At 63.9% G+C, this 20601-nt stretch carries 17 protein-coding genes; 10 read left to right on the top strand and 7 right to left on the bottom strand.

What is annotated here, in order from left to right:
• Positions 1 to 35: 35 nt before the first annotated feature.
• Entirely contained in the window at positions 36 to 620 is a 585-nt protein-coding gene (locus JY451_09745; protein ID QZH74038.1) for a c-type cytochrome, read from the bottom strand.
• Positions 621 to 826: 206 nt separating this feature from the next.
• Between JY451_09745 and JY451_09740 the strand changes: the two genes are divergently transcribed.
• From JY451_09740 to groL, 3 genes are all read left to right on the top strand, one after another.
• Positions 827 to 2218, top strand: coding sequence for an MATE family efflux transporter (locus JY451_09740; GenBank protein QZH74037.1), 1392 nt, complete (start codon positions 827 to 829; stop codon positions 2216 to 2218).
• Positions 2219 to 2376: 158 nt separating this feature from the next.
• Positions 2377 to 2664 (top strand): co-chaperone GroES, encoded by a 288-nt coding sequence (gene groES / locus JY451_09735; protein ID QZH74036.1) that lies wholly within the window; start codon positions 2377 to 2379, stop codon positions 2662 to 2664.
• A 56-nt stretch (positions 2665 to 2720) separates the two neighbouring features.
• A complete protein-coding gene (groL, locus tag JY451_09730) occupies positions 2721 to 4370 on the top strand; it encodes a chaperonin GroEL (protein QZH74035.1) in 1650 nt (549 codons plus the stop codon).
• Positions 4371 to 4458: 88 nt separating this feature from the next.
• Here the strand turns inward: groL and JY451_09725 are convergent, their stop codons facing one another.
• Positions 4459 to 5205, bottom strand: coding sequence for a glutaredoxin (locus JY451_09725; protein ID QZH74034.1), 747 nt, complete (start codon positions 5203 to 5205; stop codon positions 4459 to 4461).
• Positions 5202 to 5477, bottom strand: a complete 276-nt coding sequence (locus JY451_09720; GenBank protein QZH74033.1) for a metal-sensitive transcriptional regulator — start codon at positions 5475 to 5477, stop codon at positions 5202 to 5204. Before JY451_09720 ends, JY451_09725 begins: the two co-directional genes overlap by 4 nt.
• A 53-nt stretch (positions 5478 to 5530) precedes the next feature.
• Between JY451_09720 and JY451_09715 the strand changes: the two genes are divergently transcribed.
• On the top strand, positions 5531 to 7336 hold the full coding sequence (locus JY451_09715) for a copper resistance system multicopper oxidase (protein ID QZH74032.1): 1806 nt from the start codon (positions 5531 to 5533) through the stop codon (positions 7334 to 7336).
• Positions 7333 to 8331: a copper resistance protein B gene (locus tag JY451_09710; protein ID QZH74031.1), complete on the top strand. Its 999-nt coding sequence runs from the start codon at positions 7333 to 7335 to the stop codon at positions 8329 to 8331. Before JY451_09715 ends, JY451_09710 begins: the two co-directional genes overlap by 4 nt.
• Positions 8332 to 8418: 87 nt before the next feature.
• Here JY451_09710 and JY451_09705 read toward each other — a convergent pair whose 3' ends face one another.
• Positions 8419 to 10695, bottom strand: coding sequence for a DUF305 domain-containing protein (locus JY451_09705; protein ID QZH74030.1), 2277 nt, complete (start codon positions 10693 to 10695; stop codon positions 8419 to 8421).
• Between the two features lie 131 nt (positions 10696 to 10826).
• Between JY451_09705 and JY451_09700 the strand changes: the two genes are divergently transcribed.
• The 3 genes from JY451_09700 (at position 10827) to JY451_09690 (ending at position 13284) form a co-directional block, all read left to right on the top strand.
• Positions 10827 to 11624 carry a class I SAM-dependent methyltransferase gene (locus JY451_09700; GenBank protein ID QZH74029.1) on the top strand — a complete coding sequence of 266 codons (798 nt, stop codon included), beginning with the start codon at positions 10827 to 10829 and terminating at the stop codon, positions 11622 to 11624.
• A 79-nt stretch (positions 11625 to 11703) separates the two neighbouring features.
• Positions 11704 to 12111 (top strand): host attachment protein, encoded by a 408-nt coding sequence (locus JY451_09695; protein QZH74028.1) that lies wholly within the window; start codon positions 11704 to 11706, stop codon positions 12109 to 12111.
• Between the two features lie 135 nt (positions 12112 to 12246).
• Positions 12247 to 13284: a serine hydrolase gene (locus tag JY451_09690; protein ID QZH74027.1), complete on the top strand. Its 1038-nt coding sequence runs from the start codon at positions 12247 to 12249 to the stop codon at positions 13282 to 13284.
• 115 nt (positions 13285 to 13399) lie between these two features.
• Here JY451_09690 and JY451_09685 read toward each other — a convergent pair whose 3' ends face one another.
• A complete protein-coding gene (locus JY451_09685) occupies positions 13400 to 13666 on the bottom strand; it encodes a hypothetical protein (GenBank protein ID QZH74026.1) in 267 nt (88 codons plus the stop codon).
• 225 nt (positions 13667 to 13891) lie between these two features.
• Here JY451_09685 and polA point away from each other — a divergent pair, with 225 nt between their 5' ends.
• Both polA and JY451_09675 read left to right on the top strand, forming a co-directional pair.
• Positions 13892 to 16756, top strand: a complete 2865-nt coding sequence (gene polA, locus JY451_09680) for a DNA polymerase I (GenBank protein ID QZH74025.1) — start codon at positions 13892 to 13894, stop codon at positions 16754 to 16756.
• Positions 16753 to 17856, top strand: coding sequence for a mechanosensitive ion channel family protein (locus JY451_09675; protein QZH74024.1), 1104 nt, complete (start codon positions 16753 to 16755; stop codon positions 17854 to 17856). Before polA ends, JY451_09675 begins: the two co-directional genes overlap by 4 nt.
• Positions 17857 to 17877: 21 nt before the next feature.
• Here the strand turns inward: JY451_09675 and JY451_09670 are convergent, their stop codons facing one another.
• Positions 17878 to 20184 (bottom strand): CDC48 family AAA ATPase, encoded by a 2307-nt coding sequence (locus tag JY451_09670; GenBank protein QZH74023.1) that lies wholly within the window; start codon positions 20182 to 20184, stop codon positions 17878 to 17880.
• Positions 20177 to 20593: a hypothetical protein gene (locus tag JY451_09665; protein ID QZH74022.1), complete on the bottom strand. Its 417-nt coding sequence runs from the start codon at positions 20591 to 20593 to the stop codon at positions 20177 to 20179. The genes JY451_09670 and JY451_09665 overlap by 8 nt, the downstream gene beginning before the upstream one ends.
• Between the last annotated feature and the right edge of the window lie 8 nt (positions 20594 to 20601).

Below are 20601 nucleotides of genomic sequence, written 5' to 3'. Positions count from 1 at the left end.
ACAAAGCTGACTGGCGGCCGACTAACCGCCAAAAACTACAGCGTTTTCAGATAGTCGATGATCGCCTGCCGCGCTGCGGGATTTGCGCCGGGATTGGGCATGGTGGTGCCAGGGACCACTGCCCCGGGATCGGCGAGGTAACGCTCGAGGTTGGCTTCGGTCCAGGTGAGGTTCGCGGCCTGCATCGCTGGCGAGTAGTTCGCGCCCGCGACGCTGCCTGCGCGGCGGCCGACCACGCCTGCCAGCGAAGGGCCGATGCCGTTCTGCCCCGGCGCGACCGAATGGCACACGCCGCAGGTGGCGAAGGCAGCGGGGGGCGTTGCAGCGACAGCCACGCGCGTCGGGGTCGGCGTTGGCCGGGGTGTCGGCGCGGCAGAAGCTGAAGCGGAGACCGAAGGAGTCGGGGTGGGTTCGCCCGCTTCGCCCGTGGCTTCGGCCTCGGTCCCGGTTGCAGCAGCACTGTCAGCACCCACAGGTGCAACAGCGCCTTCGGCTAGCGGAGTCTCGGCAGTCTCGCCCGCTGCATCGGCGGGTGCGTCTGCCTCTTCGGCATCGCCACCGCAGGCGGCGAGCACGAGTGCGAGAGCCGGAGCTGCCGAAAACCGGAGAATATTGCGCATTTGAACCTCTTCCCGAAACTTTGATCCAACCTTGACTATGTCCGTTAGAAGCGAAGCCGCCCGCTTGGCAAGAGCCTAAACCGGCGCGATTGTTGCCGCTTCGCCGCAGCCGCGCGGCAATCGCACCCGACAGCCGCACAAGTCATTCCCCCGACGCGGCACTGCGCCTATCCGGACCGGCTGCGCAGGTCGCAGCAGAACAGATCATGCGCCCTGTCGCCCACCCTCCCACGCCCGGCTGGAAAGTCGAGACGCGCGAAACCTTCCGCATCGCCGGGCCGCTGGCGCTCGCCAACCTGTTGCAAATGCTCACCTATGCGATCGACGTGATCTTCATCGCGCGGCTGGGAGCGGACGAGCTGGCGGCATCGGCCTTGGCGGTGGCGCTGTTCGGGCTGGTGCTGTGGTCGTTGCAAAGCCTGACCGGGGCGGTCGCGCCAATCATGGCGGCGGAACTGGGCGCACGCGGACCGGCGCTGCGCCCGGTGCGTCGCACGGTACGGATGGGAATCTGGCTGGCGCTGATCGTCGGCCTCTTCGGCATGGGTATCTGCGCCATGCTCGGCCCGCTGATGCGCTGGACCGGGCAGGACCCGGCAATTGCCGCGCTCGCCGCCAGCTACATGCAGGTGCTGCTGTGGAGCGCGCCGCTGATGATCGTCGCCGCCGTGCAGCGCAATTTCGTCGCCACTCTGGGCCGTCCGCTGTTCGCCACGGCAATCACCGCACTCGGCATCGGGGTGAATGCGCTGGGCAACTGGATGTTCATTTTCGGCAACTTGGGTGCGCCGGAGCTGGGCCTGCCGGGTGCAGCGGTGGCGACTTTCATCACCTCCGCGGCCATTGTCGGCATGTATGCGCTGGCGATCCGTTTCGATGCCCGGCTGCATCGCTATCACATCATGGGCTACTTCTGGCGGCCCGACTGGGCGCGCCTGCGCGAGATCGTCCGCATCGGCACGCCGATCGCGATCACCGTGCTGGCGGAAGCGGGGGTGTTCGGCGCGGCGGCATTCCTGATGGGGCGGATCGGCGGGCTGGAACTGGCGGCGCATACGCTGGCGCTCAATCTCGCCGCCTTCGCCTTCCAGGTGCCCTTCGGCGTCGGGCAGGCGGCGACCATTCGCGTGGGCTATTTCTTCGGCGCGCGCGATCCTTTGGGCGTGGCGCGCGCGGGCTGGACGGGGATCGTGCTCGGCACCGGGTTCATGGCGGTGACGGCCGTGGCGATGATCCTGGTGCCGCACCCGCTGCTGGCGCTCTACATCGACCCGTGGGCGCCGGAGAACGCGCAACTGGTCTCGGTGGCGACCGGCTTCCTCGTCATCGCTGCCGCGTTCCAGCTTTCGGACGGGGTGCAGGCGGTGGCGGCGGGCGCGCTGCGCGGGCTGAAAGATACGCAGATGCCGATGTGGATCGCAATCTTTTCCTACTGGGTGCCCGGCTTCGGCCTCGCTGCCGGGCTGGGGTTGGCCACTCCCTTGGGCGGCACAGGTGTGTGGATCGGATTGGCAACGGGCTTAACCTTCGCCGCAGGGCTGCTGTTGTGGCGCTGGCACTTACGCGAAAAGCTGGAGCTGACGGCGCATCCGGTATGACTTGAGGCGGGCATGCTGCTTCATTCATCGGCCAGCCATTTTTCTGGCTCGCCCCCATTGACTCCCCTGCCCCACATCCCCATTTCCGCGCCGCTGGCACTCTCATGAGGGGAGTGCCAAACATCATAACCACTCAAACCAAGGAAGAGGTCATCCCTATGGCATTCCGTCCGCTGCACGACCGTGTACTGGTCCGTCGCATTGAAGCCGAAGAAAAAACCGCCGGCGGCATTATCATCCCCGATAACGCCAAGGAAAAGCCCAGCGAAGGCGAAGTCGTCGCGGTTGGCGATGGCACCCGTGACGAAGACGGCGATCGTATCGCGCTCGACGTCAAGGTCGGCGATCGCGTGCTGTTTGGCAAGTGGTCCGGCACCGAGGTCAAGCTCGATGGCGAAGACCTGCTGATCATGAAGGAAAGCGACATCATGGGCGTGATCGGCTGAGCCGAACCACGCACTGAACGCATTTCAAACCCAACCTATTCTCAGGAGAAACACCAATGGCTGCCAAGGACGTAAAGTTCGGCCGTGACGCCCGCGAACGCATTCTGCGCGGCGTCGACATCCTCGCCAACGCGGTGAAGGTCACGCTCGGCCCCAAGGGCCGCAATGTCGTGCTCGACAAGAGCTTCGGCGCACCCCGCATCACCAAGGACGGCGTCACCGTCGCCAAGGATATCGAACTGAAGGACAAGTTCGAGAACATGGGCGCGCAGATGCTGCGCGAAGTCGCCAGCAAGGCGAATGATGCAGCAGGGGACGGCACCACCACTGCCACCGTGCTGGCCCAGGCCATCGTGCGCGAAGGCATGACTGCCGTTGCCGCGGGCATGAACCCGATGGATCTGAAGCGCGGCATCGATCTCGCCGTGACCAAGGTGGTTGCGGATCTCGTCGCGCGTTCGAAGGAAGTCTCCGGCTCGTCCGAAATCGCCCAGGTCGGGATCATCTCGGCCAATGGCGACCGCGAAGTCGGCGAAAAGATTGCCGAAGCGATGGAAAAGGTCGGCAAAGAAGGCGTGATCACCGTGGAAGAGGCCAAGGGCCTCGAATTCGAACTCGATGTCGTCGAAGGCATGCAGTTCGATCGCGGCTATCTCTCGCCCTACTTCGTCACCAATCCGGAGAAGATGACGGTCGAGCTGGAAAACCCTTACATCCTGATCCACGAAAAGAAGCTCTCGAACCTGCAGGCCATGCTGCCAGTGCTCGAAGCCGTGGTGCAGGCCGGACGTCCGCTGCTGATCATCGCCGAAGACATTGAAGGCGAGGCGCTGGCCACCCTGGTGGTAAACAAGCTGCGCGGCGGCCTCAAGGTTGCAGCGGTCAAGGCTCCCGGTTTCGGCGATCGTCGCAAGGCGATGCTGCAGGACATCGCGATCCTCACCAACGGCGAGATGATTTCCGAAGACCTCGGCATCAAGCTGGAGAACGTCGGCCTGACCATGCTGGGTGAAGCCAAGCGCGTTACCATCGACAAGGACAACACCACCATCGTCGACGGTGCTGGCGATGCCGAAGGCATCAAGGCCCGCGTCGAGCAGATCCGTGCGCAGATCGACACCACCAGCTCGGACTACGACAAGGAAAAACTGCAGGAACGCCTGGCGAAGCTGGCCGGCGGTGTTGCGGTGATCAAGGTCGGCGGGGCTTCGGAAGTCGAAGTGAAGGAACGCAAGGACCGCGTCGACGATGCGCTCCACGCTACCCGCGCGGCAGTGGAAGAAGGGATCGTCCCCGGTGGCGGTACTGCGCTGCTCTACGCCACCAAGGCTCTCGAAGGCCTGACCGGTGCGAACAACGACCAGACCCGCGGTATCGAGATCGTCCGTCAGGCGATCCTCGCCCCGGTGCGCCAGATTGCCACCAACGCCGGCCATGACGGCGCGGTGGTTTCGGGCAACCTGCTGCGCGAAGGCGACGAGACGATGGGCTTCAACGCCGCGACCGACGTGTACGAAAACCTCGTCGCGGCGGGCGTGATCGATCCGACCAAGGTGGTGCGCATTGCGCTGCAGGATGCGGCCTCGGTCGCCGGCCTGCTGATCACCACCGAAGCGGCGATCAGCGACGTTCCGGAAGACAAGCCCGCCGGTGGCGGCATGCCCGACATGGGCGGAATGGGCGGCATGGGCGGCATGGGCTTCTAAGCCTGCGCCTAACAGCCACACAGAAAGAGGCCCGGCAGGAGCGATCCTGCCGGGCCTTTTTGTTTGTCCCGAGTGTTAGCCGCGCGGATTACATCGCTGAATGCCCCACCAGCATCCACAGCGCCATGCCGACCATGAACAGGTTTTCCGATAGCGAGACGAAGCCCAGCGGAACGTTGCTGTCGCCGCCGACACAGGCGCATTTCAGCTCGCGTTTGTCGATATAGACGGCCTTGAACACGCTCACCGTGCCGATCCCGCCGATGAGCAGCGCCACCGGAATCGAGAGCCACGGCAGCAGCTTGGCGGTCATCAGCACCCCTGCCAGCCCCTCGGCGAAGGGATAGATATAGCCGTAGGGCACCCAGCGCCGGGCGAGCAAGTCGTAATTGAGGAACATGGTCGAAAAGGCTTCGACATCGCGCAGCTTGAGGAAAGCGAGAGCACACATCGAAAAGCTGACGAACCATTCGGCACTGAGGACCGACACGGCTTGCCCGGTCGTGACCCATGCCGCACCCAGCGCCATCAGCGCGGTCATCGCGAACAGCGCGATCACCGGGGTGTAGCTCGTCTCGCCCTTCTGCGCGACGTGCCTGCCGAAATGTGCGCGCAGGTCGGTGTAGCCGCCGATGCGCTTGTCGCCGATCCACGCCTGCGGCGTGGTGTCGACCTTGTGTTCGGCCTTGAAGGCGTCCACTTCGGCCCGGTTGGTCAGCGGGTGATCTTCGATGGTGTAGCCTTCGCTTTCGAGCAGCCACTTGGCCTTCAGCCCGGACGGGCACAGGTGATCGGGCATGACCATCCGATAGAGAGTTGCTGTCTTGTCGGTCATTTCCTTGCCTTTTCGAACAGTTCGACCAATTCGGTGAATTTCACCCGCTGCTCGGCCTCGTCACCCGATGCGATGGCCTGGGCGACGCAGGAGGCGGCGTGCTGTTTCAGCACTGCGGTTTCAACCTTGGCGAGCGCCGACTTGATCGCCTGCAACTGGGTCAGCACGTCGATGCAGTAACGCTCGCCCTCGATCATCCGGGCGACCCCCTGCACCTGCCCGGCAATGCGGTTGAGCCGGTTGACGGTCTGCTTGCTATCGGTTGACGGCATGGTCCAAAATACCCCTTCCATATACCCCATGGGGGTATATATAGGCGACTGCCATGACACATTTCAACCCTCTTCGCGCGCCGCTTTCCCGCCGCTCGCTGATCGCCGGTGGTTCGCTGCTCGCTGCTGCCGGTCTGTCCGTGCCTGGCTGGGCCAAGGGCCAGTCCCTCACCCACGCACGCAACGGCTTCGGCGAACTGTCGGGCAATACGATCGACCTGATGATTGCCGATCACCACTTCACCACCGGCGGCCGCAGCGGCCATGCCTATGCGGTGAACGGCTCGGTGCCCGGACCGCTGATCCGCCTGCGCGAGGGGCAGGACGTGGTGCTCAACGTCACCAACCTGCTGACGGAGGATAGCTCGATCCACTGGCACGGGCTGCTGCTGCCGTTCCAGTTCGACGGCGTGCCTGGCGTCAGCTTCCCCGGCATCAGGCCCGGCGAGACCTTCCAGTACCGCTTCCCCGTCCGCCAGAGCGGCACCTACTGGTGGCACAGCCATTCAGGCCTGCAGGAACAGGCAGGGCACTACGGCCCGATCGTGATCGATTCCGAGCACGCCCACCACATGCCCGACCCGCGCTACGACCGCGACCTGGTGGTGCTGCTGAGCGAATTCACCCCGCGCCACCCGCACGAGATTGCGCGGATGCTGGCGGTGGGCGAGCATTACTTCAACCGCCAGATGCAGACGGTGACCGATGGTTCGATGAGCCTTGAGGACCGGCTGATGTGGGGCGCGATGCGGATGAACCCGCGCGACATTTCGGATGTGACCGGGGCGACCTATACCTACCTGGTCAACGGCCACGGCCCGGCGGACGATCTCGAATTCGCCTTCCGCGCGGGCGAGCGCATTCGCCTGCGGATCATCAACGGTTCGGCGATGACTTTCTTCAACGTCCGCATTCCCGGCGTGCCGATGACGGTGATCGCAGCGGACGGGCAGGATGTCGATCCGGTCGAGGTCGATGAATTCCAGATCGGCACCGCCGAGACCTACGATGTCATCGTCACCCCGCCCGATGGCAGCCATGCCTTCGTGGCCGAAGCGATGGATCGTTCGGGAATGGGTATCGCCAGCCTCACCTCGCATCCAGGCCGCCGCGCCACTCCGCCGCCACTGCGCGAGCCGGTCACGCTGACCATGATGGACATGGGAATGGGCGGAATGGACCACGGCGCCGGGCATGGGGGCGGGCACGGGAGCGGGCACGGGGCTTCTAATGACGGCGTGGATCACGCCGCGATGGGCCATGCCATGCCCGACGGCGAAGCTGCGCCGATGGACCATTCGATGCGCGATACCTCGCTGCTTCCCGACAGCGTCGAAGTCGGACCGGGCGTAGACATGGTCGCGCCGATGCCGGTGGACCGGATGGACTTTCCCGGCCTCGGCCTCGACACCGTCACTCACCGGGTGCTGCGCTACACCGACCTGAAGGCCGCCCGCACCAATCCGCACCGGATGCCCGAGCGGCAACTCGAAATCCATCTGACCGGCAATATGGAACGCTACATGTGGTCGTTCGACGGCCAGCAGTTCAGCGCCGTCACCGACGATCCGATCCGCTTCGGCTTCGACGAGCGGGTGCGGGTGAAGCTCGTCAACGATACGATGATGGCGCACCCGATCCACCTGCACGGGCATTTCTTCGAGCTGGTCAACGGCGCGGGGATGATGAACCAGCCGTTGAAGCACACGCTGGTGGTGCAGCCCGGCGGCACGGCGACATTCGATCTCACCGCCAACGAACCGGGCGACTGGGCCTTCCACTGCCACCTGCTCTATCACATGCACGCCGGGATGATGCAGGTGGTGACGGTGCGACCCTTCCCCGGAGGTGACGCATGATGCGCAGTGTTCTGATGGCGGGCGCGGCGCTGCTGTTCGCGATTCCGGCGGCCGCGCAGGATCATTCGGGCCATGCCGGGCATACGACGCCTGCGCCCACCCCTATGCCCCAACCTGCGCCGGAAGACCACTCCGCGCATCAAGGCATGGACCATTCGCACCAAGGCCAACCGGCGACGCCCCCGGTTGACCATTCGCAGATGGATCATGGCGCGATGGACCATTCACAGATGGATCACGGCGCAGCAATCCCCTCCGGCCCGCCGCCTGCGCGGGCCTTCGAAGGCCCGGCCCATGCCGCTGCCGCGATCTGGGGCGATGCCGCCATGGCTCGCGCCCGCGCGGCGAATCATGAAATGCACGGACAGATGCGCTTTGCCACGCTGATGGCTGAGCGGCTCGAAGCGCGGGTCGCGTCGGGCGAGGACGTCTATCTGTGGGACGTGCAGGGCTGGTATGGCACCACCACCGATCGGATCGTGTTCAAGACCGAAGGCGAAGGCGAGTTTAGCGGCGCGGTGGACGGTGCCGAACTGCAATTGCTGTGGGGCCATGCCATCGGCCCGTGGTTCGATCTCCAGACCGGGGTGCGGCTGGATGTCGAACCGGAAACCACCGCGCATCTGGCGCTGGGTGTGCAGGGCCTTGCCCCGTACATGATCCATGTCGATGCCGCCGCTTTCCTTTCCGACGAGGGTGACCTGACCGCGCGGATCGAAGCCGAGCACGACATGCGGCTGACCCAGAAGCTGATCCTGCAACCGCGGATCGAATTCGAGCTGTCGGCGCAGGACATCCCGCAGCGCGGGATCGGCGCAGGGCCGGTGAAGATCGAGACCGGCCTGCGGCTGCGCTACGAAATCGCCCCCGAATTCGCACCTTACGTGGGTGTCGAATACGAAGCGGCGCTCGGCCAGACCGCAGACATCATCCGTGCCGAGGGAGACGATCCCGATGGGCTGGTGTTCCTCATCGGGCTGCGGACCTGGTTTTGATTACAGCCGGTGTGAACTCCCGCGAAGGCGGGAGTCTCAGCGCCTAACTGCACGAGGTCCCCGCCTGCGCGGGGACTCACACTTTGGTCACCCCCCCATCCGGCTGCGGCGGGCGGCTTCGATCACATCCTCTCTCCAGGTGACCGGCAGCTGGGTCTGCGGATTGAAGGTTTCGCCCATGTCGGCGGCCTGTGCAGCGGCGATTTCCTCGGCGGTCAGGTGCTCGCTGGGCACCAGTTCGAATACGTCGATACCGCGCGCGATCTCGGTCGCGTAGATGCGGCCGTTGTACCAGTAGGCGGACCAGTAACCGCCGGTCACCAGCTGGTCTGCATCAACCGGGCCGCGATCGAAGTAGGCGATTTCGAACGGATTGGCCGGATCGGTGAAATCGATCACCGACAGCCCGCCCTGATACCACGCCTGGACGAACACATCGCGCCCCGGAACAGGAATGATCGAACCGTTGTGGGCGACGCAATTCTCCATCTCGCCCTGCGCGGCGGGTAACTTGTAGGTCCCGCGCCGTTCAAGCTGGCCGTCGACGATTTCGTAGAAGGCGTTGGCTCCCCAGTTGCGCGGATCGGTGGCCTGGCAGCGCGGCCGCCCGCCACCGCCCCATTCGTCGGTGAACAGCACTACCGTGCCGTCATTGTTGAACGTGGCTGAGTGCCAGTAGGCGAAACCTTCGTCTGTCACGGCATCCAGCCGCACCGGATTGTAGGGATCGGAAATGTCGAAGATGATCCCGTTGCCCGAACAAGCGCCGGCCGCCAGATTGAGCGCGGGGAACACGGTGATGTCGTGGCACTGGTTGGTCTGGTTCGTCTCCTGCGTGCCCTCGCCGTGATCGCCTCCCATCCACAGGCCGGCGATCCGTCCATCTTCGGCGAACACCCGCGGGCTTGACGTTATGCGCGCCTGCGAGGGGTCGGCGAGCGGGATCTCGATCACGTCGATGCTGAACAGCGCGGTGCGGTCATCGCCAGGGACGTAGCCGATGCAACCCGGCAGCTCTTCCTCCTCACGCACGCCGGACGTGCCCGAATTGTAAACCACGATGCGCGTGTCATCCGCACTGACGACAGAATGGGTGTGGCTGCCACGGCAGGTCTGCACTTGCCCGACCTGCACCGGAGCGCGGATGTCGGAAATGTCGAAAATGCGCAGACCGCGGAACCGCTCCGGGCTGACATCCTCTGTATTGCCTTCAAACCCGCAATCCACGCGCCCGCGTCGCTCCTCGACGCTCATGATGAGCAGATTGCCGACGATCGAAACGTCCCCCTGCCCGCCGGGGCAGACCACCGAGCTGACGAGCTGCGGCACACCTTCATCATCGAGCCGGTAGGCGTTGAAGCCGTGATAATTGCCCGCCACCATCAGGTCGCCCGAAAAGGCCATGTCGGTATTGGCGAAGCTCAGCAGCCCCCCGCGTTGGGCATAACGCACTTCGGGTTCGGCGGGGGTTTCAGCCTCGGCATCGGCAGGCGGAACATCTTCGGCAGGATCGGCGGCGGCCATCGCGTGGCCCGCGTGCGGATCGGCGGCGGGTGCCTCTTCGCCCTCTTCCACCGGCTCCGGCGGCAGCACCATCCGCCCGTCGGAGGGGTTCGCCGGATCGAAGAAGCCAGCAGGCTTGCGCAGGAAGGTGACATGGCGAAGGTTGCTGATCGCTTCCTCCGCATCGAACAGCCCTGCTGCCAGCAAGGTGCGCGGATCGTCCGAAAGGGCGGCCAGCGCGGTCTTCATCCGGTCGATTTCGGCCTGCTGGTCGGTGCGGATCTCGCTGGTGAAATCGTAAAGCACCGGATCGCTGGCGGTGCCTGCCAGGCCGAGCAGCTCGTCCACCATCGTCAGCGCGCCTTCGTGGTGGCGAATCATCATCGCCAGGAACAGCCGGTCGAACTGCACCCCGCGAGCGGCGGCCAGCTCGGCCATCTGTTCGGGCGTGGCCATGCCCGCCATCCCGGCGTGGTGCATGTGCCCCATTCCGGCCATTTCGGCAGGCTGTCCGTATCCCGCCAGCCATTCGCGCATGAAGGTCATCTCGTCCTTCTGCGAGGCGTCGATCCGGCCCGCCGCAGCGGTCACCGTCTCGTCACTGGTGCGATCGGCTACCAGTGCCGCCATTTCCACCGCCTGCTGGTGATGCACGATCATGCCCTGCATGAAGGCAATGTCGGCGGGCAGGTAATTGACGCGGGCCAGCCGCGTGGCCTCTTCCTCACTCAGGATCGTCGGCTGCTGGCCCGGCGCACCGGGGCGGACGATCTGCACATCCTGCGCCAGCGCGGGAGCTGCGGAGGCGAGAAGCATCGCGGCAAGGGAGAAAGTAAACGCGGCAGGACGGCGTGCAATCATCGAAGGTTCCACTTTTGTGTGAGGTTTCATCTGCAACAAGCCCCAGCTTTGGCGCGGCGTCAATACGGTAAAGGGTTTGCGCTTGTCCTGTGCCCCGCTAAACTCCCTTCCGGGAAGAGGGAGCAATCACCATGCGCAAATATCTGTTCGCCGCCGCACTTGTCGCCAGCACTGTCCTGACCGCCTGTTCGGGCGGCGAAAGTGCCGATGCCCAAGCACCGGCGGAATACACCGCTCGGCAATATATGCAGGCCGTCACCGACATCGGCCGCACCGACGATCAGCAATTCGATGAAGCGCGCAAGCCCGGTGAATTGCTCGCCTTCGCACAAATCGATCGCGGCGAGGCGGTGGGCGATTACGTGATGGGCGGCGGCTATGTCACCCGGCTGCTCGCACTGGCGGTGGGCAGTGATGGCCGGGTCTATGCCTTCCAGCCGGAGGAATTCATCGCTTTCCGCGCAGAATATGCAGACGAGCAGGATGCCGCAGTGGCGCCCTATGCCAACGATCAGGGCGAACCCGTACGGGTTTTCCCCTTGCGCGCTCCGCTGACCCAGCCCGGCTGGCCCGAGCCGCTCGATACGATCATTACGGTGATGAATTTCCATGATCTGTATCTGGCCGACTTCCCGGATGGCACGGCGGAAGAGGCAGTCGCCATGCTCTACGATTCGCTCAAGCCCGGCGGCACGCTGGTGGTGGTCGATCATCTGGCGCAAGATGGCGCTGGGGCGGAAGCAGCCACCAGCGTCCACCGGATGGACCGGCAGATCGCGCTCGACGCGCTGACCGGTGCGGGCTTCGTCCTCGAAGAAGAGAGCGATCTCTACGCCCACCCGGACGATCCGCGCACCGCGAACGTTTTCGACGAAGCCATTCGCGGGCAGACCGACCAATTTGCCTGGCGCTTGCGCAAACCTGGTTGAGTTACGCATTATCGCGGCACCTTTCCCCGCCTCCCCCGTTGATCGGATATCCCAATCAATCCCCTAGGAGAATGCCCCTATGAAATGCCCGCACAAGGCCCATGTCGCGCTGGTGGACGGCGAGCGGTTCGTGCTGCTGCGCAACGATGGCCAGATGTTCGAACCGAGCCTGACGCTGATTGCCGAACCTTCGCTGGAGCCGACCAATTTCAGCGCCGGGGTGCGGCACCAGGATGGAGGCGGGCAGATCAAGGGAAATACCGATCTCAACGAACTGGCCCATGGCGCGGCGGCGGCAGAGTGGCTGAATTCGAGCGCGCTTGCCGGTGAGTACGACGATCTGATCATTATTGCCGACCCCAAGACGCTGGGAGAAATGCGCCGCCACTATCACAAGGAATTGCAGAAACGGCTGGTCGGTGAACTCGACAAGGCAGTGACCGGCGAGCCTTTGGCAAAGATTGAGAAGATGCTCGTGGCTGCCTAAGTTACCGGGCCAAATTCGCGATAGTTCCGTAGGATTACTCAGCCCGTCGATATTTCGGCGCGGTTCGCCGCGCGCCTGTCGTCAGCGTGTTACATGTTAAGCATTTACAAAGCATGATTTGCGTATGGCGGTGATATGAAGCTTTCAAAACTCGGAATTTTCGCTTCGTTGGCTGCGTTGGCAATTGCGCCGCTGACTCCTGTTCCGGGCCTGGCTCAGGCCCAGCCCGACAATCTCGAAGCCGCGTTCGACAGCGCCTTTGGCACCGAGATCCGCGCGCCGCGGGATTACGCACCCAGCTTCGACAGTCAGCTTGAGCAACGCATTGCCCAGCTTGCGGAAGGCAGCAACGGGCGGATTGGTGTTTATGCCGTCGATCTGGCGACCGGGCAGACAATCTCTGTTCTGGGTGACCAGCGCTTCCCGATGGCCAGCACCAGCAAGATCGCCGTGGCCGCGACATTCCTTGAAGGGGTGGATCAGGGTCGCTGGAGCCTTACGAGCGAGTTCCCACTGATGGTACCGGTCCGCTCGCAGCGGTTTTCTACCGCTGTGGCCCCGGTGCAGGCGGGTCAATACATGACCGCGCTGGAACTCATCAACCTGATGATCTCGCGCAGCTCCAATCCAGCCACCGATGCACTGATCGCCGCTGTCGGCGGAACTTCGGCAGTGAACGATTGGGCCCGGCGGGCCGGGATCAACGATTTCAGCCTTGACCGCGATATCGCCACGCTGGTGCGCGACGATGGCGAATTCGATCCGGCCAGGCATATAGACATGCGCGACAGCGCGACTCCCGAAGCGATGGTGCAATTGCTCGCTGGAATTTACCAGGGTCGCTGGCTGAGCCGGGAGAGCCGCAATGTCATCATGGGCGCCATGGAACGGACGCGGACTGGTGCACGGCGTATCCGCGCCCTGATGCCCGGCGATGTTACCGTGGCGCACAAGACCGGCTCGCTGAACAATACCTCCAGCGATATCGGCATCCTCACCGCGCCAGACGGCCGCACGATTGCGCTCGCCATCTATGTCACCGGGCAGGGTTCGCGCGGCAATCGTGAGGCGCGAATCGCTTCGATCGCGCGCGGCATCTACGACGGCTATTCGGAAGAGGCTGCCCGCAATTATGCGCGGGCGGATTACGGCGCGTCAGTAGCCGCTCGCTGACACTGCGTCTTTCCGGGGTAATCCAGGGCCGCTAACTCCTGTGAACGGCGCATAAGAAAAGGGCGCGGCCATCGCTGGCCACGCCCCTTCTTTTTTCGCAAAAGCGCGGCGAGGATTACTCGGCAGCAGCTTCAACTTCGGCTTCAGCTTCTTCGGTCGCGGCGTCGACTTCAGCAGCAACTTCGTCGCCAGCAGCTTCCATTTCGGCACCAGCTTCGTCAACCATGGCTTCGCCTTCGGCGGCCATCGCTTCGGCATTGGCTTCGGTGTCAGCAGCAGCGCCTTCGACGGCGTCGGTGGTGGCTTCTTCGGTGCCTTCCGAGCAAGCCGAGAGCGAGAGAGCAGCGCCAGCAACGGCAGCGGCGAGAATGATCTTACGCATAGGAAAAAACCTTTCAAAACACTGAGGCGGAAAATCCGGCCCCAGAGCCGACCGTGTGACCGGCTCGACTGCCCAAATAAGGCCACAATCGGGGCGGCGCAAGAGAAATGTGGCGACAATGGGGCGAAAGATTGTCGATAAGTCCGGAAATGTGGCGAGAGGCGGGCCGAAATGGGGCAGCACTTACCGGCTGACCCGCCCCTTTTGCCGTGCTAGCAGGCGGCCATGTCCGAGAAACAGCATCTCTACCTGGTCGATGGTTCGGCCTATATCTTCCGCGCCTACCACCGCCTGCCGCCGCTCACCAATCCGCAGGGGACGCCGGTGGGTGCAGTGTACGGCTATACCACCATGCTGTGGAAGCTGGCCCAGGATCTCGACGATGCCGACGGCCCGACGCATCTGGCGGTGATTCTCGACAAGTCGAGCCATTCTTTCCGCAACGATCTATACGACCAGTACAAGGCCCACCGCCCCGATCCGCCCGAAGACCTGGTACCGCAATTCCCGCTGATCCGCGATGCCACCCGCGCGTTCAGCCTGCCCTGCATCGAGGAGCAGGGGTTCGAGGCGGACGACCTGATCGCCACCTATGCCCTCGCCGCCACCCGCAAGGGCTGGGACGTGACGATCGTTTCCTCCGACAAGGACCTGATGCAGCTGATCGGCGTTTGCGCGCAGGAGGATCTCGAACCCGGTGTCACCGAAGGCGGCTGCATCGACATGCTCGACACGGTGAAGGACGCCCGGATCGGGCGCGACGAAGTGATCGAGAAGTTCGGCGTTCCGCCCGAATTGCTGGGCGACGTGCTGGCGCTGATGGGGGACAGTGTAGACAACATCCCCGGCATCTACGGTATCGGGCCGAAGACGGCATCGAAACTGATCGCAGAGAACGGCTCGCTCACCGCCGCGCTCGATGCTGCGCCGTCGATGAAGCCCAGCAAGCTCAAGGATCGCCTTATCGAAGGGCGGGAAATGGCCGAGCTCAGCCGGGTGCTGGTGCAGCTCAAGGGCGATTGCGAAATGCCCTTCGCGCTGGAAGACATGAAGCTGTCAGGCATTCCGCCGGAGCCGCTCGCCGAATTCCTGTCGACCCACGGCTTTACCTCGTTGCTGAAGCGACTCGATGCAGGCCGGGGCAGCCCTGACCGCAAGACCAATCTCAATCCGGCGAAAGCCGATATGGCGGGCGCTCCCGCCTCGGTGCGGGGCAACATTCAGCCCCTGCCCGAAATGCCCGCAGTGGATCGTTCCGCGTACGAGTGCGTGCAGTCGATGGAGCGGCTGGAGGCATGGATCGCCCGCGCACAGGCGGCGCATCTGGTGGCGGTGGATACCGAGACCTCGGCGCTCGATGCCATGGCAGCCGATCTGGTCGGCATCAGCATGGCACTCGGCCCCAACGATGCCTGCTACATTCCCTTCAGGCACGGCGGCAGCGACATGTTCTCCGAGAAACCGAAGCAGGTCGCCCGCGAAACCGCCCTCGCCCTGCTCAAGCCGCTGCTCGAGAGCGAGGCGGTGCTCAAGGTCGGGCAGAACATCAAGTACGACATCAACGTGCTCGCCCGCCACGGCATCACTGTCGGTCCGGTCGACGACACGATGATCATGAGCTTCGATCTCGACGCCGGGCGCAGCGAGGACGGCATCGGCGGAGGACACGGAATGGACGAGCTTTCCGAGCGCCATCTCGGCCATACCACGCTGACTTTCAAGGACATCTGCGGCAGCGGCAAGAAGCAGATCCCGTTCGGCGAAGTGCCGCTCGACAAGGCAACGCAATATGCCGCCGAGGATGCCGACGTTACCTGGCGGCTGCACGCGCACCTCTCGCGCCGCCTGCCCGAGGAAGGCGCGACGCGCATCTACCAGCGCGTCGATCGTCCGCTGATCGCGGTGGTGGCGGCAATGGAGCGCGAGGGTATCAAGGTCGACCGGAACGAGCTGGCGCGATTGTCCGAAGTCTTTTCCATCGAAATCGGGCGGCTGGAGAAGGAAGTCCACGCGCTGGCGGGGCAGGAATTCACCATCGGCAGCCCCAAGCAGCTGGGCGAAGTGCTGTTCGAAAAGCTCGGCTACAAGGGCGGCAAGAAAGGCAAGACCGGGCAATATTCGACCGACCAGAGCGTGCTCGAAAGGCTCGCGGCCGAAGGCGCGCCGATGCCCGGCAAGGTGCTCGAATACCGGCAGCTTTCCAAGCTCAAGAGCACCTATACCGACGCATTGCAGGCGGCGATCAATCCGCGTACCGGGCGCGTCCACACCAGCTACAGCCTGTGCGGCGCGCAGACCGGGCGGCTCTCCTCCACCGATCCCAACCTGCAGAACATCCCCATCCGCACCGAAATCGGGCGGCAGATCCGCAAGGCCTTCGTGCCGGAGGAAGGCAACGTGCTGCTCGCCGCCGACTACAGCCAGATCGAACTGCGGCTGGCGGCGCACATGGCCGATGTCGATACGCTCAAGCAGGCCTTCGCCGATGGCGAAGACATCCACGCCCGCACCGCTCGCGAAATGTACGGCGAAGTCACCCGCGATACGCGCGCTGCTGCCAAGACGATCAACTTCGCCATCCTCTACGGCATTTCGCGCTGGGGGCTGGCGGGCCGTCTTGGGGTGAGCGCAGAAGAAGCGCAGGCGATGATCGACACCTATTTCCAGCGCTTCCCCGGCATCCAGAAATACATCGTCAGCACGCTGGAAGGGGTGCGCGAACGCGGCTATTCCGAAACGCTGTTCGGTCGCAAGACGTGGTTCCCGCGTATCGCCTCGAAAAACCAGGCCGAACGGCAGGGCAGTGAGCGCGCGGCGATTAACGCCCCGATCCAGGGCACCAGCGCGGATATCATCAAGCGCGCGATGGTGCGGATGCTCCCGGCTTTGGCGGACGCGGGCCTTCCACAAGTGCGGATGCTGTTGCAGGTACACGACGAACTGGTGTTCGAATGCCCCGAAGGGGATGTGGCCGCGGCAAGTCCGGTGATCGAGCGGGTGATGGCCGAGGCGGCGCTGCCTTCGGTGAAACTCGACGTGCCGCTTGGGATCGAGATCGGCACCGGCTCCAGCTGGGATGCGGCACATTGAGGGATCAGTTGGATAACCTGTTCGAAGGCACGCCCGCATGGGTGCCCGATGTCGCTTTTGCCCTCGGGTTGGCGGCGTTGGGCGTGGCCGTCGCGCTGCTCGCACACCGCATCGCGTTCAAGATTCTCGAACGGATAACCCGGTCCAGCGAGAGCGAATCGGACAATATCGTTGTCGCCCATGTGAAGCGGCCCGCGCGCTGGGCGATGGTTGCGCTGGGCATTGTGCTTGCCGCACGCGAAACCGCAATGGTGGACGAGATCTGGCAGAAGGTGGCGGGCTTCGTGATGCCCGCGCTGGTCGGCTGGATGGCGCTTGCCATCATGAAGGCGCTGGTCGAATCTGCGGTGCTGAAGGCCGACATTACCGTGGCCGACAACCTTCAGGCCCGACGCAGGCGCACGCGACTGGCGATCTTCAGCCGTATCGCCGCTTTCCTGATCATTTTCCTCACCGTGGGCCTGATGCTGCTCTCCATTCCGGGAGTGCGCGATGTCGGCGTGACGCTGATGGCTTCGGCGGGGCTGGCCGGGCTGGCAGTGGGTGCCGCGGCGCAACCGGCCTTGAAATCGCTGATTTCAGGCCTGCAAATGGCACTGACCGAGCCGATCCGGATCGACGACGTCGTCATCGTCAACGGCGAATGGGGCCGGATCGAGGATATCCGCACTACCTATGTGGTAATGAGGCTGTGGGACGAGCGGCGGCTGATCGTTCCATCGAACTTTTTTCTGGAGGAAATATTCCAGAACTGGACGCGCCACGGATCGCAACTCATCGGCACGGTGTTCCTTCACCTCGATCCGCTGGCCGAAATCGAGCCGATCCGCGCGGCCTTCTTCGAGATCGTCGAAGGCCATCCGCTGTGGGACGGGCGGAGCAAGGCCCTGCAGGTGACCGAAACCTCGCAAAGCTCGATCGAAGTGCGACTGCTGATGAGCGCGGCAAATTCGGGCAATGCCTTCGATCTGCGCTGTGACATGCGCGAAGCCATGCTGGCCTGGATCCGCACCAACCAGCCGACTGCAATTGCCCGCCAGCGGGTCGATGCGCCCGATGCCGGCGGGGTGGAAATGGTGCCGGTCGAACCGTCCGCCTGACCGGGGGCCTCGAAGCTACCGCTAATGCTTCTGCTCGCGCGTGCTGGAGACCATGCCTTCGGTAATGAACCCGATCGGGCGTACTTCCATCGCGCGACGCTTCAGCTCCCCCTTCATCTTCTTGTACTCTTCTTCCATCTGCGGCGTGACAGTGGCGCGGCTGTCTTCCAGCGCGGCTTCGAAATCCGCCTTGCTCACAGTTTTGGGCGCGCCCTTCGCATTACGAATGGCGTTGAGACCCGCACGCCGCACGACATCCTCCAGGTCCGCGCCGGTGAAGCGTTCGGCCTTGGCGGCAATCGCGGGCAGGTCGACATCCTTGGCCATCGGCATGTTGGCGGTGTGGATCTTCAGGATATGCTCGCGACCCTTTGCGTCCGGCGGGCCGACATAGACCAGTTCATCGAACCGACCGGGCCGCAGCAGCGCGGGATCGACCAGCGTGGGCCGGTTGGTCGCGCCGATCACCACGATGGAGGACATTTCCTCCATGCCGTCCATTTCGGCTAGGATGGTGTTGACCACGCGCGCCGTGACCTGCGGCTCCCCTGCCCCTGACCCACGCGCAGGTACCAGCGAATCGATTTCGTCGATAAAGATCACACAAGGGGCCACCGCGCGGGCACGGGCAAACATCCGGGCGATCTGCTGCTCGCTCTCACCATACCATTTGCTCAGCAGGTCGGAACTTTTCATCGAGATGAAATTGGCTTCCGCCTCTTTGGCTACCGCCTTGGCCAGCAGCGTCTTGCCGGTGCCGGGCGGGCCATATAGCAAAAAGCCCTTGGCCGGGCGGATACCCAGCCGCTCGAACGCCTGCGGGTTTTTGAGAGGCAACTCGACCCCTTCCTTGAGCTTGGCGATTGCCTCGTCCAGTCCGCCAAGGTCTTCCCAGCCGACCTTGGGTGCCTGCACCATCACTTCGCGCATGGCGCTCGGCTGCACACGCTTGAGGGCCGCGCGGAAGTCTTCCTTTTCGACGCGCAGATCTTCAAGCACCTCGGCAGGCACTTCGCGGGCGTCGAGGTCAAGCTGCGGCATAATCCGCCGTACCGCCTCTATGGCTGCCTCACGGGTAAGCGCGGCAAGGTCCGCACCAACGAACCCGTGCGTGGAGCGCGCCATCTCCGCGAGGTCCACCCCCTCGCCGAGCGGCATCCCGCGGGTATGGATCGCCAGGATTTCCCGACGCCCGCTTTCATCGGGCACCCCGATCACGATTTCGCGATCAAAGCGACCGGGACGGCGCAGCGCCTCGTCGATGGCATCGGGGCGGTTGGTGGCGGCAATCACCACCAGGTTCGCGCGCGACTGCAGCCCGTCCATCAATGTCAGGAGCTGAGCAACAAGCCGCTTTTCCGCTTCGCCCTGCACGTTTTGGCGCTTGGGAGCGATCGAATCGATCTCGTCGATGAAAACGATCGCAGGCTGGCTGCGCTCGGCTTCCTCGAACACTTCGCGCAGGCGCTTTTCGCTCTCGCCATAGGCAGAGCCCATGATTTCCGGGCCGTTGATGGTGAAGAATTCGGCATCCGATTCGTTCGCCACGGCCTGCGCCAGCCGGGTCTTGCCGGTGCCCGGCGGGCCGTGCAGCAGCACGCCCTTGGGCGGATCGACGCCGAGCCGGGTGAACAGTTCGGGGTAGCGCAGCGGCAGTTCCACCATCTCGCGCAGTTGCTTGATGGTATCCTGCATCCCGCCGACATCGTCGTAATTGATCATCCCGCGCGCATCGCGCGGCTCCTCGAACTCGGCGCGCAGCTCGACTTCGGTATTCTCATCGATATGGACGATGCCCTTGGGACTGGTTGAGACCACCTGCAGGCGGATCTGCGTCAGCGCATAGGCAGGGGCGTTGAACATCCGACGCACTTCGGGCGGCACGTTCTGAACCGGCTGCTGGCCGTGGGTAGCAACCAGGTCGCCAGCGGTGAGCGGCTTCTTGAAGAACACCCGCTTGAGCGCCTCGGTCGGCCCCTGTAGCCGCATGTCTCGCCCGGCGGGGGCGAAGACGACGCGGGTGGCGGGCTTGGTCTCGGCGCGGCGGACCAGCACGTGTTCGCCGGAGGAAGTCTGCGCATTGCCTCGCTGCAAGCCGTCCAGCCGGATCACCGCGAGCGCCTCGTCCTCGTCATAGGCGGGCAGCGCCAGCGCCACAGTGGCGCGCTTGCCTTCGATTTCGACCGCATCACCTTCGGTTATGCCCAGCGCCTGGAACGCGCTGCGCGGCATCCGCACCACCCCGCGCCCGGATTCCTCCTGCCGCGCTGCCGCGACCTGCAACCGTGTGGTACCCGCTTCCAGCTTGCCTGCGTTATCTTCAGCCATGGGCTGCGCCGTCCTCTCGTAGCTTCGTGAGCGAGGAACTAGGTACGCGCCCCGCACAATGCAAACCGACCTGCGCAGCGATGGTGCCGAAGTGTCGTGAACACGGCAAAGAAAAAAGGGCCCGGTCGTTGCCGACCGGGCCCTGGAAGTTTTGGGAGAGGATGCCTGAAAGGCAGGGAGAGATATGCTGGAGACTCGGATATTCCGCAAGTGCGAAAAGGTCACGCTTTGTTGCGTTTGCTGCAACTAACGCTTTTCGTATTGTAATTACATAATTATCTCGAGACTTGAAAGTTGATTCACCTTCGCATTCAAGCGAGCTATAAGGCTCTTTGCAGCGAATCATGACGCAGTGCAGCATTTCGCCATGCGGGGTGACAATCCCCGGCACTGCTTCTAGTTGCAGCAAGACATCCA

The organism is Erythrobacter sp. (assembly GCA_019739335.1).
GTDB lineage: Bacteria > Pseudomonadota > Alphaproteobacteria > Sphingomonadales > Sphingomonadaceae > Alteraurantiacibacter.
This window is presented reverse-complemented; position numbering and strand designations above follow the sequence as displayed.

What these genes read in the sequence shown, in the direction of transcription:
- JY451_09705 (QZH74030.1), bottom strand. Translation starts at nt 10,695, where the DNA reads ATGATTGCACGCCGTCCTGCCGCGTTTACTTTCTCCCTTGCCGCGATG.
- JY451_09695 (QZH74028.1), top strand. Translation starts at nt 11,704, where the DNA reads ATGAAATGCCCGCACAAGGCCCATGTCGCGCTGGTGGACGGCGAGCGG.
- JY451_09740 (QZH74037.1), top strand. Translation starts at nt 827, where the DNA reads ATGCGCCCTGTCGCCCACCCTCCCACGCCCGGCTGGAAAGTCGAGACG.
- groL (QZH74035.1), top strand. Translation starts at nt 2,721, where the DNA reads ATGGCTGCCAAGGACGTAAAGTTCGGCCGTGACGCCCGCGAACGCATT.
- JY451_09690 (QZH74027.1), top strand. Translation starts at nt 12,247, where the DNA reads ATGAAGCTTTCAAAACTCGGAATTTTCGCTTCGTTGGCTGCGTTGGCA.
- JY451_09715 (QZH74032.1), top strand. Translation starts at nt 5,531, where the DNA reads ATGACACATTTCAACCCTCTTCGCGCGCCGCTTTCCCGCCGCTCGCTG.
- JY451_09700 (QZH74029.1), top strand. Translation starts at nt 10,827, where the DNA reads ATGCGCAAATATCTGTTCGCCGCCGCACTTGTCGCCAGCACTGTCCTG.
- JY451_09720 (QZH74033.1), bottom strand. Translation starts at nt 5,477, where the DNA reads ATGCCGTCAACCGATAGCAAGCAGACCGTCAACCGGCTCAACCGCATT.
- polA (QZH74025.1), top strand. Translation starts at nt 13,892, where the DNA reads ATGTCCGAGAAACAGCATCTCTACCTGGTCGATGGTTCGGCCTATATC.
- JY451_09710 (QZH74031.1), top strand. Translation starts at nt 7,333, where the DNA reads ATGATGCGCAGTGTTCTGATGGCGGGCGCGGCGCTGCTGTTCGCGATT.
- JY451_09745 (QZH74038.1), bottom strand. Translation starts at nt 620, where the DNA reads ATGCGCAATATTCTCCGGTTTTCGGCAGCTCCGGCTCTCGCACTCGTG.
- JY451_09670 (QZH74023.1), bottom strand. Translation starts at nt 20,184, where the DNA reads ATGGCTGAAGATAACGCAGGCAAGCTGGAAGCGGGTACCACACGGTTG.
- groES (QZH74036.1), top strand. Translation starts at nt 2,377, where the DNA reads ATGGCATTCCGTCCGCTGCACGACCGTGTACTGGTCCGTCGCATTGAA.
- JY451_09725 (QZH74034.1), bottom strand. Translation starts at nt 5,205, where the DNA reads ATGACCGACAAGACAGCAACTCTCTATCGGATGGTCATGCCCGATCAC.
- JY451_09685 (QZH74026.1), bottom strand. Translation starts at nt 13,666, where the DNA reads ATGCGTAAGATCATTCTCGCCGCTGCCGTTGCTGGCGCTGCTCTCTCG.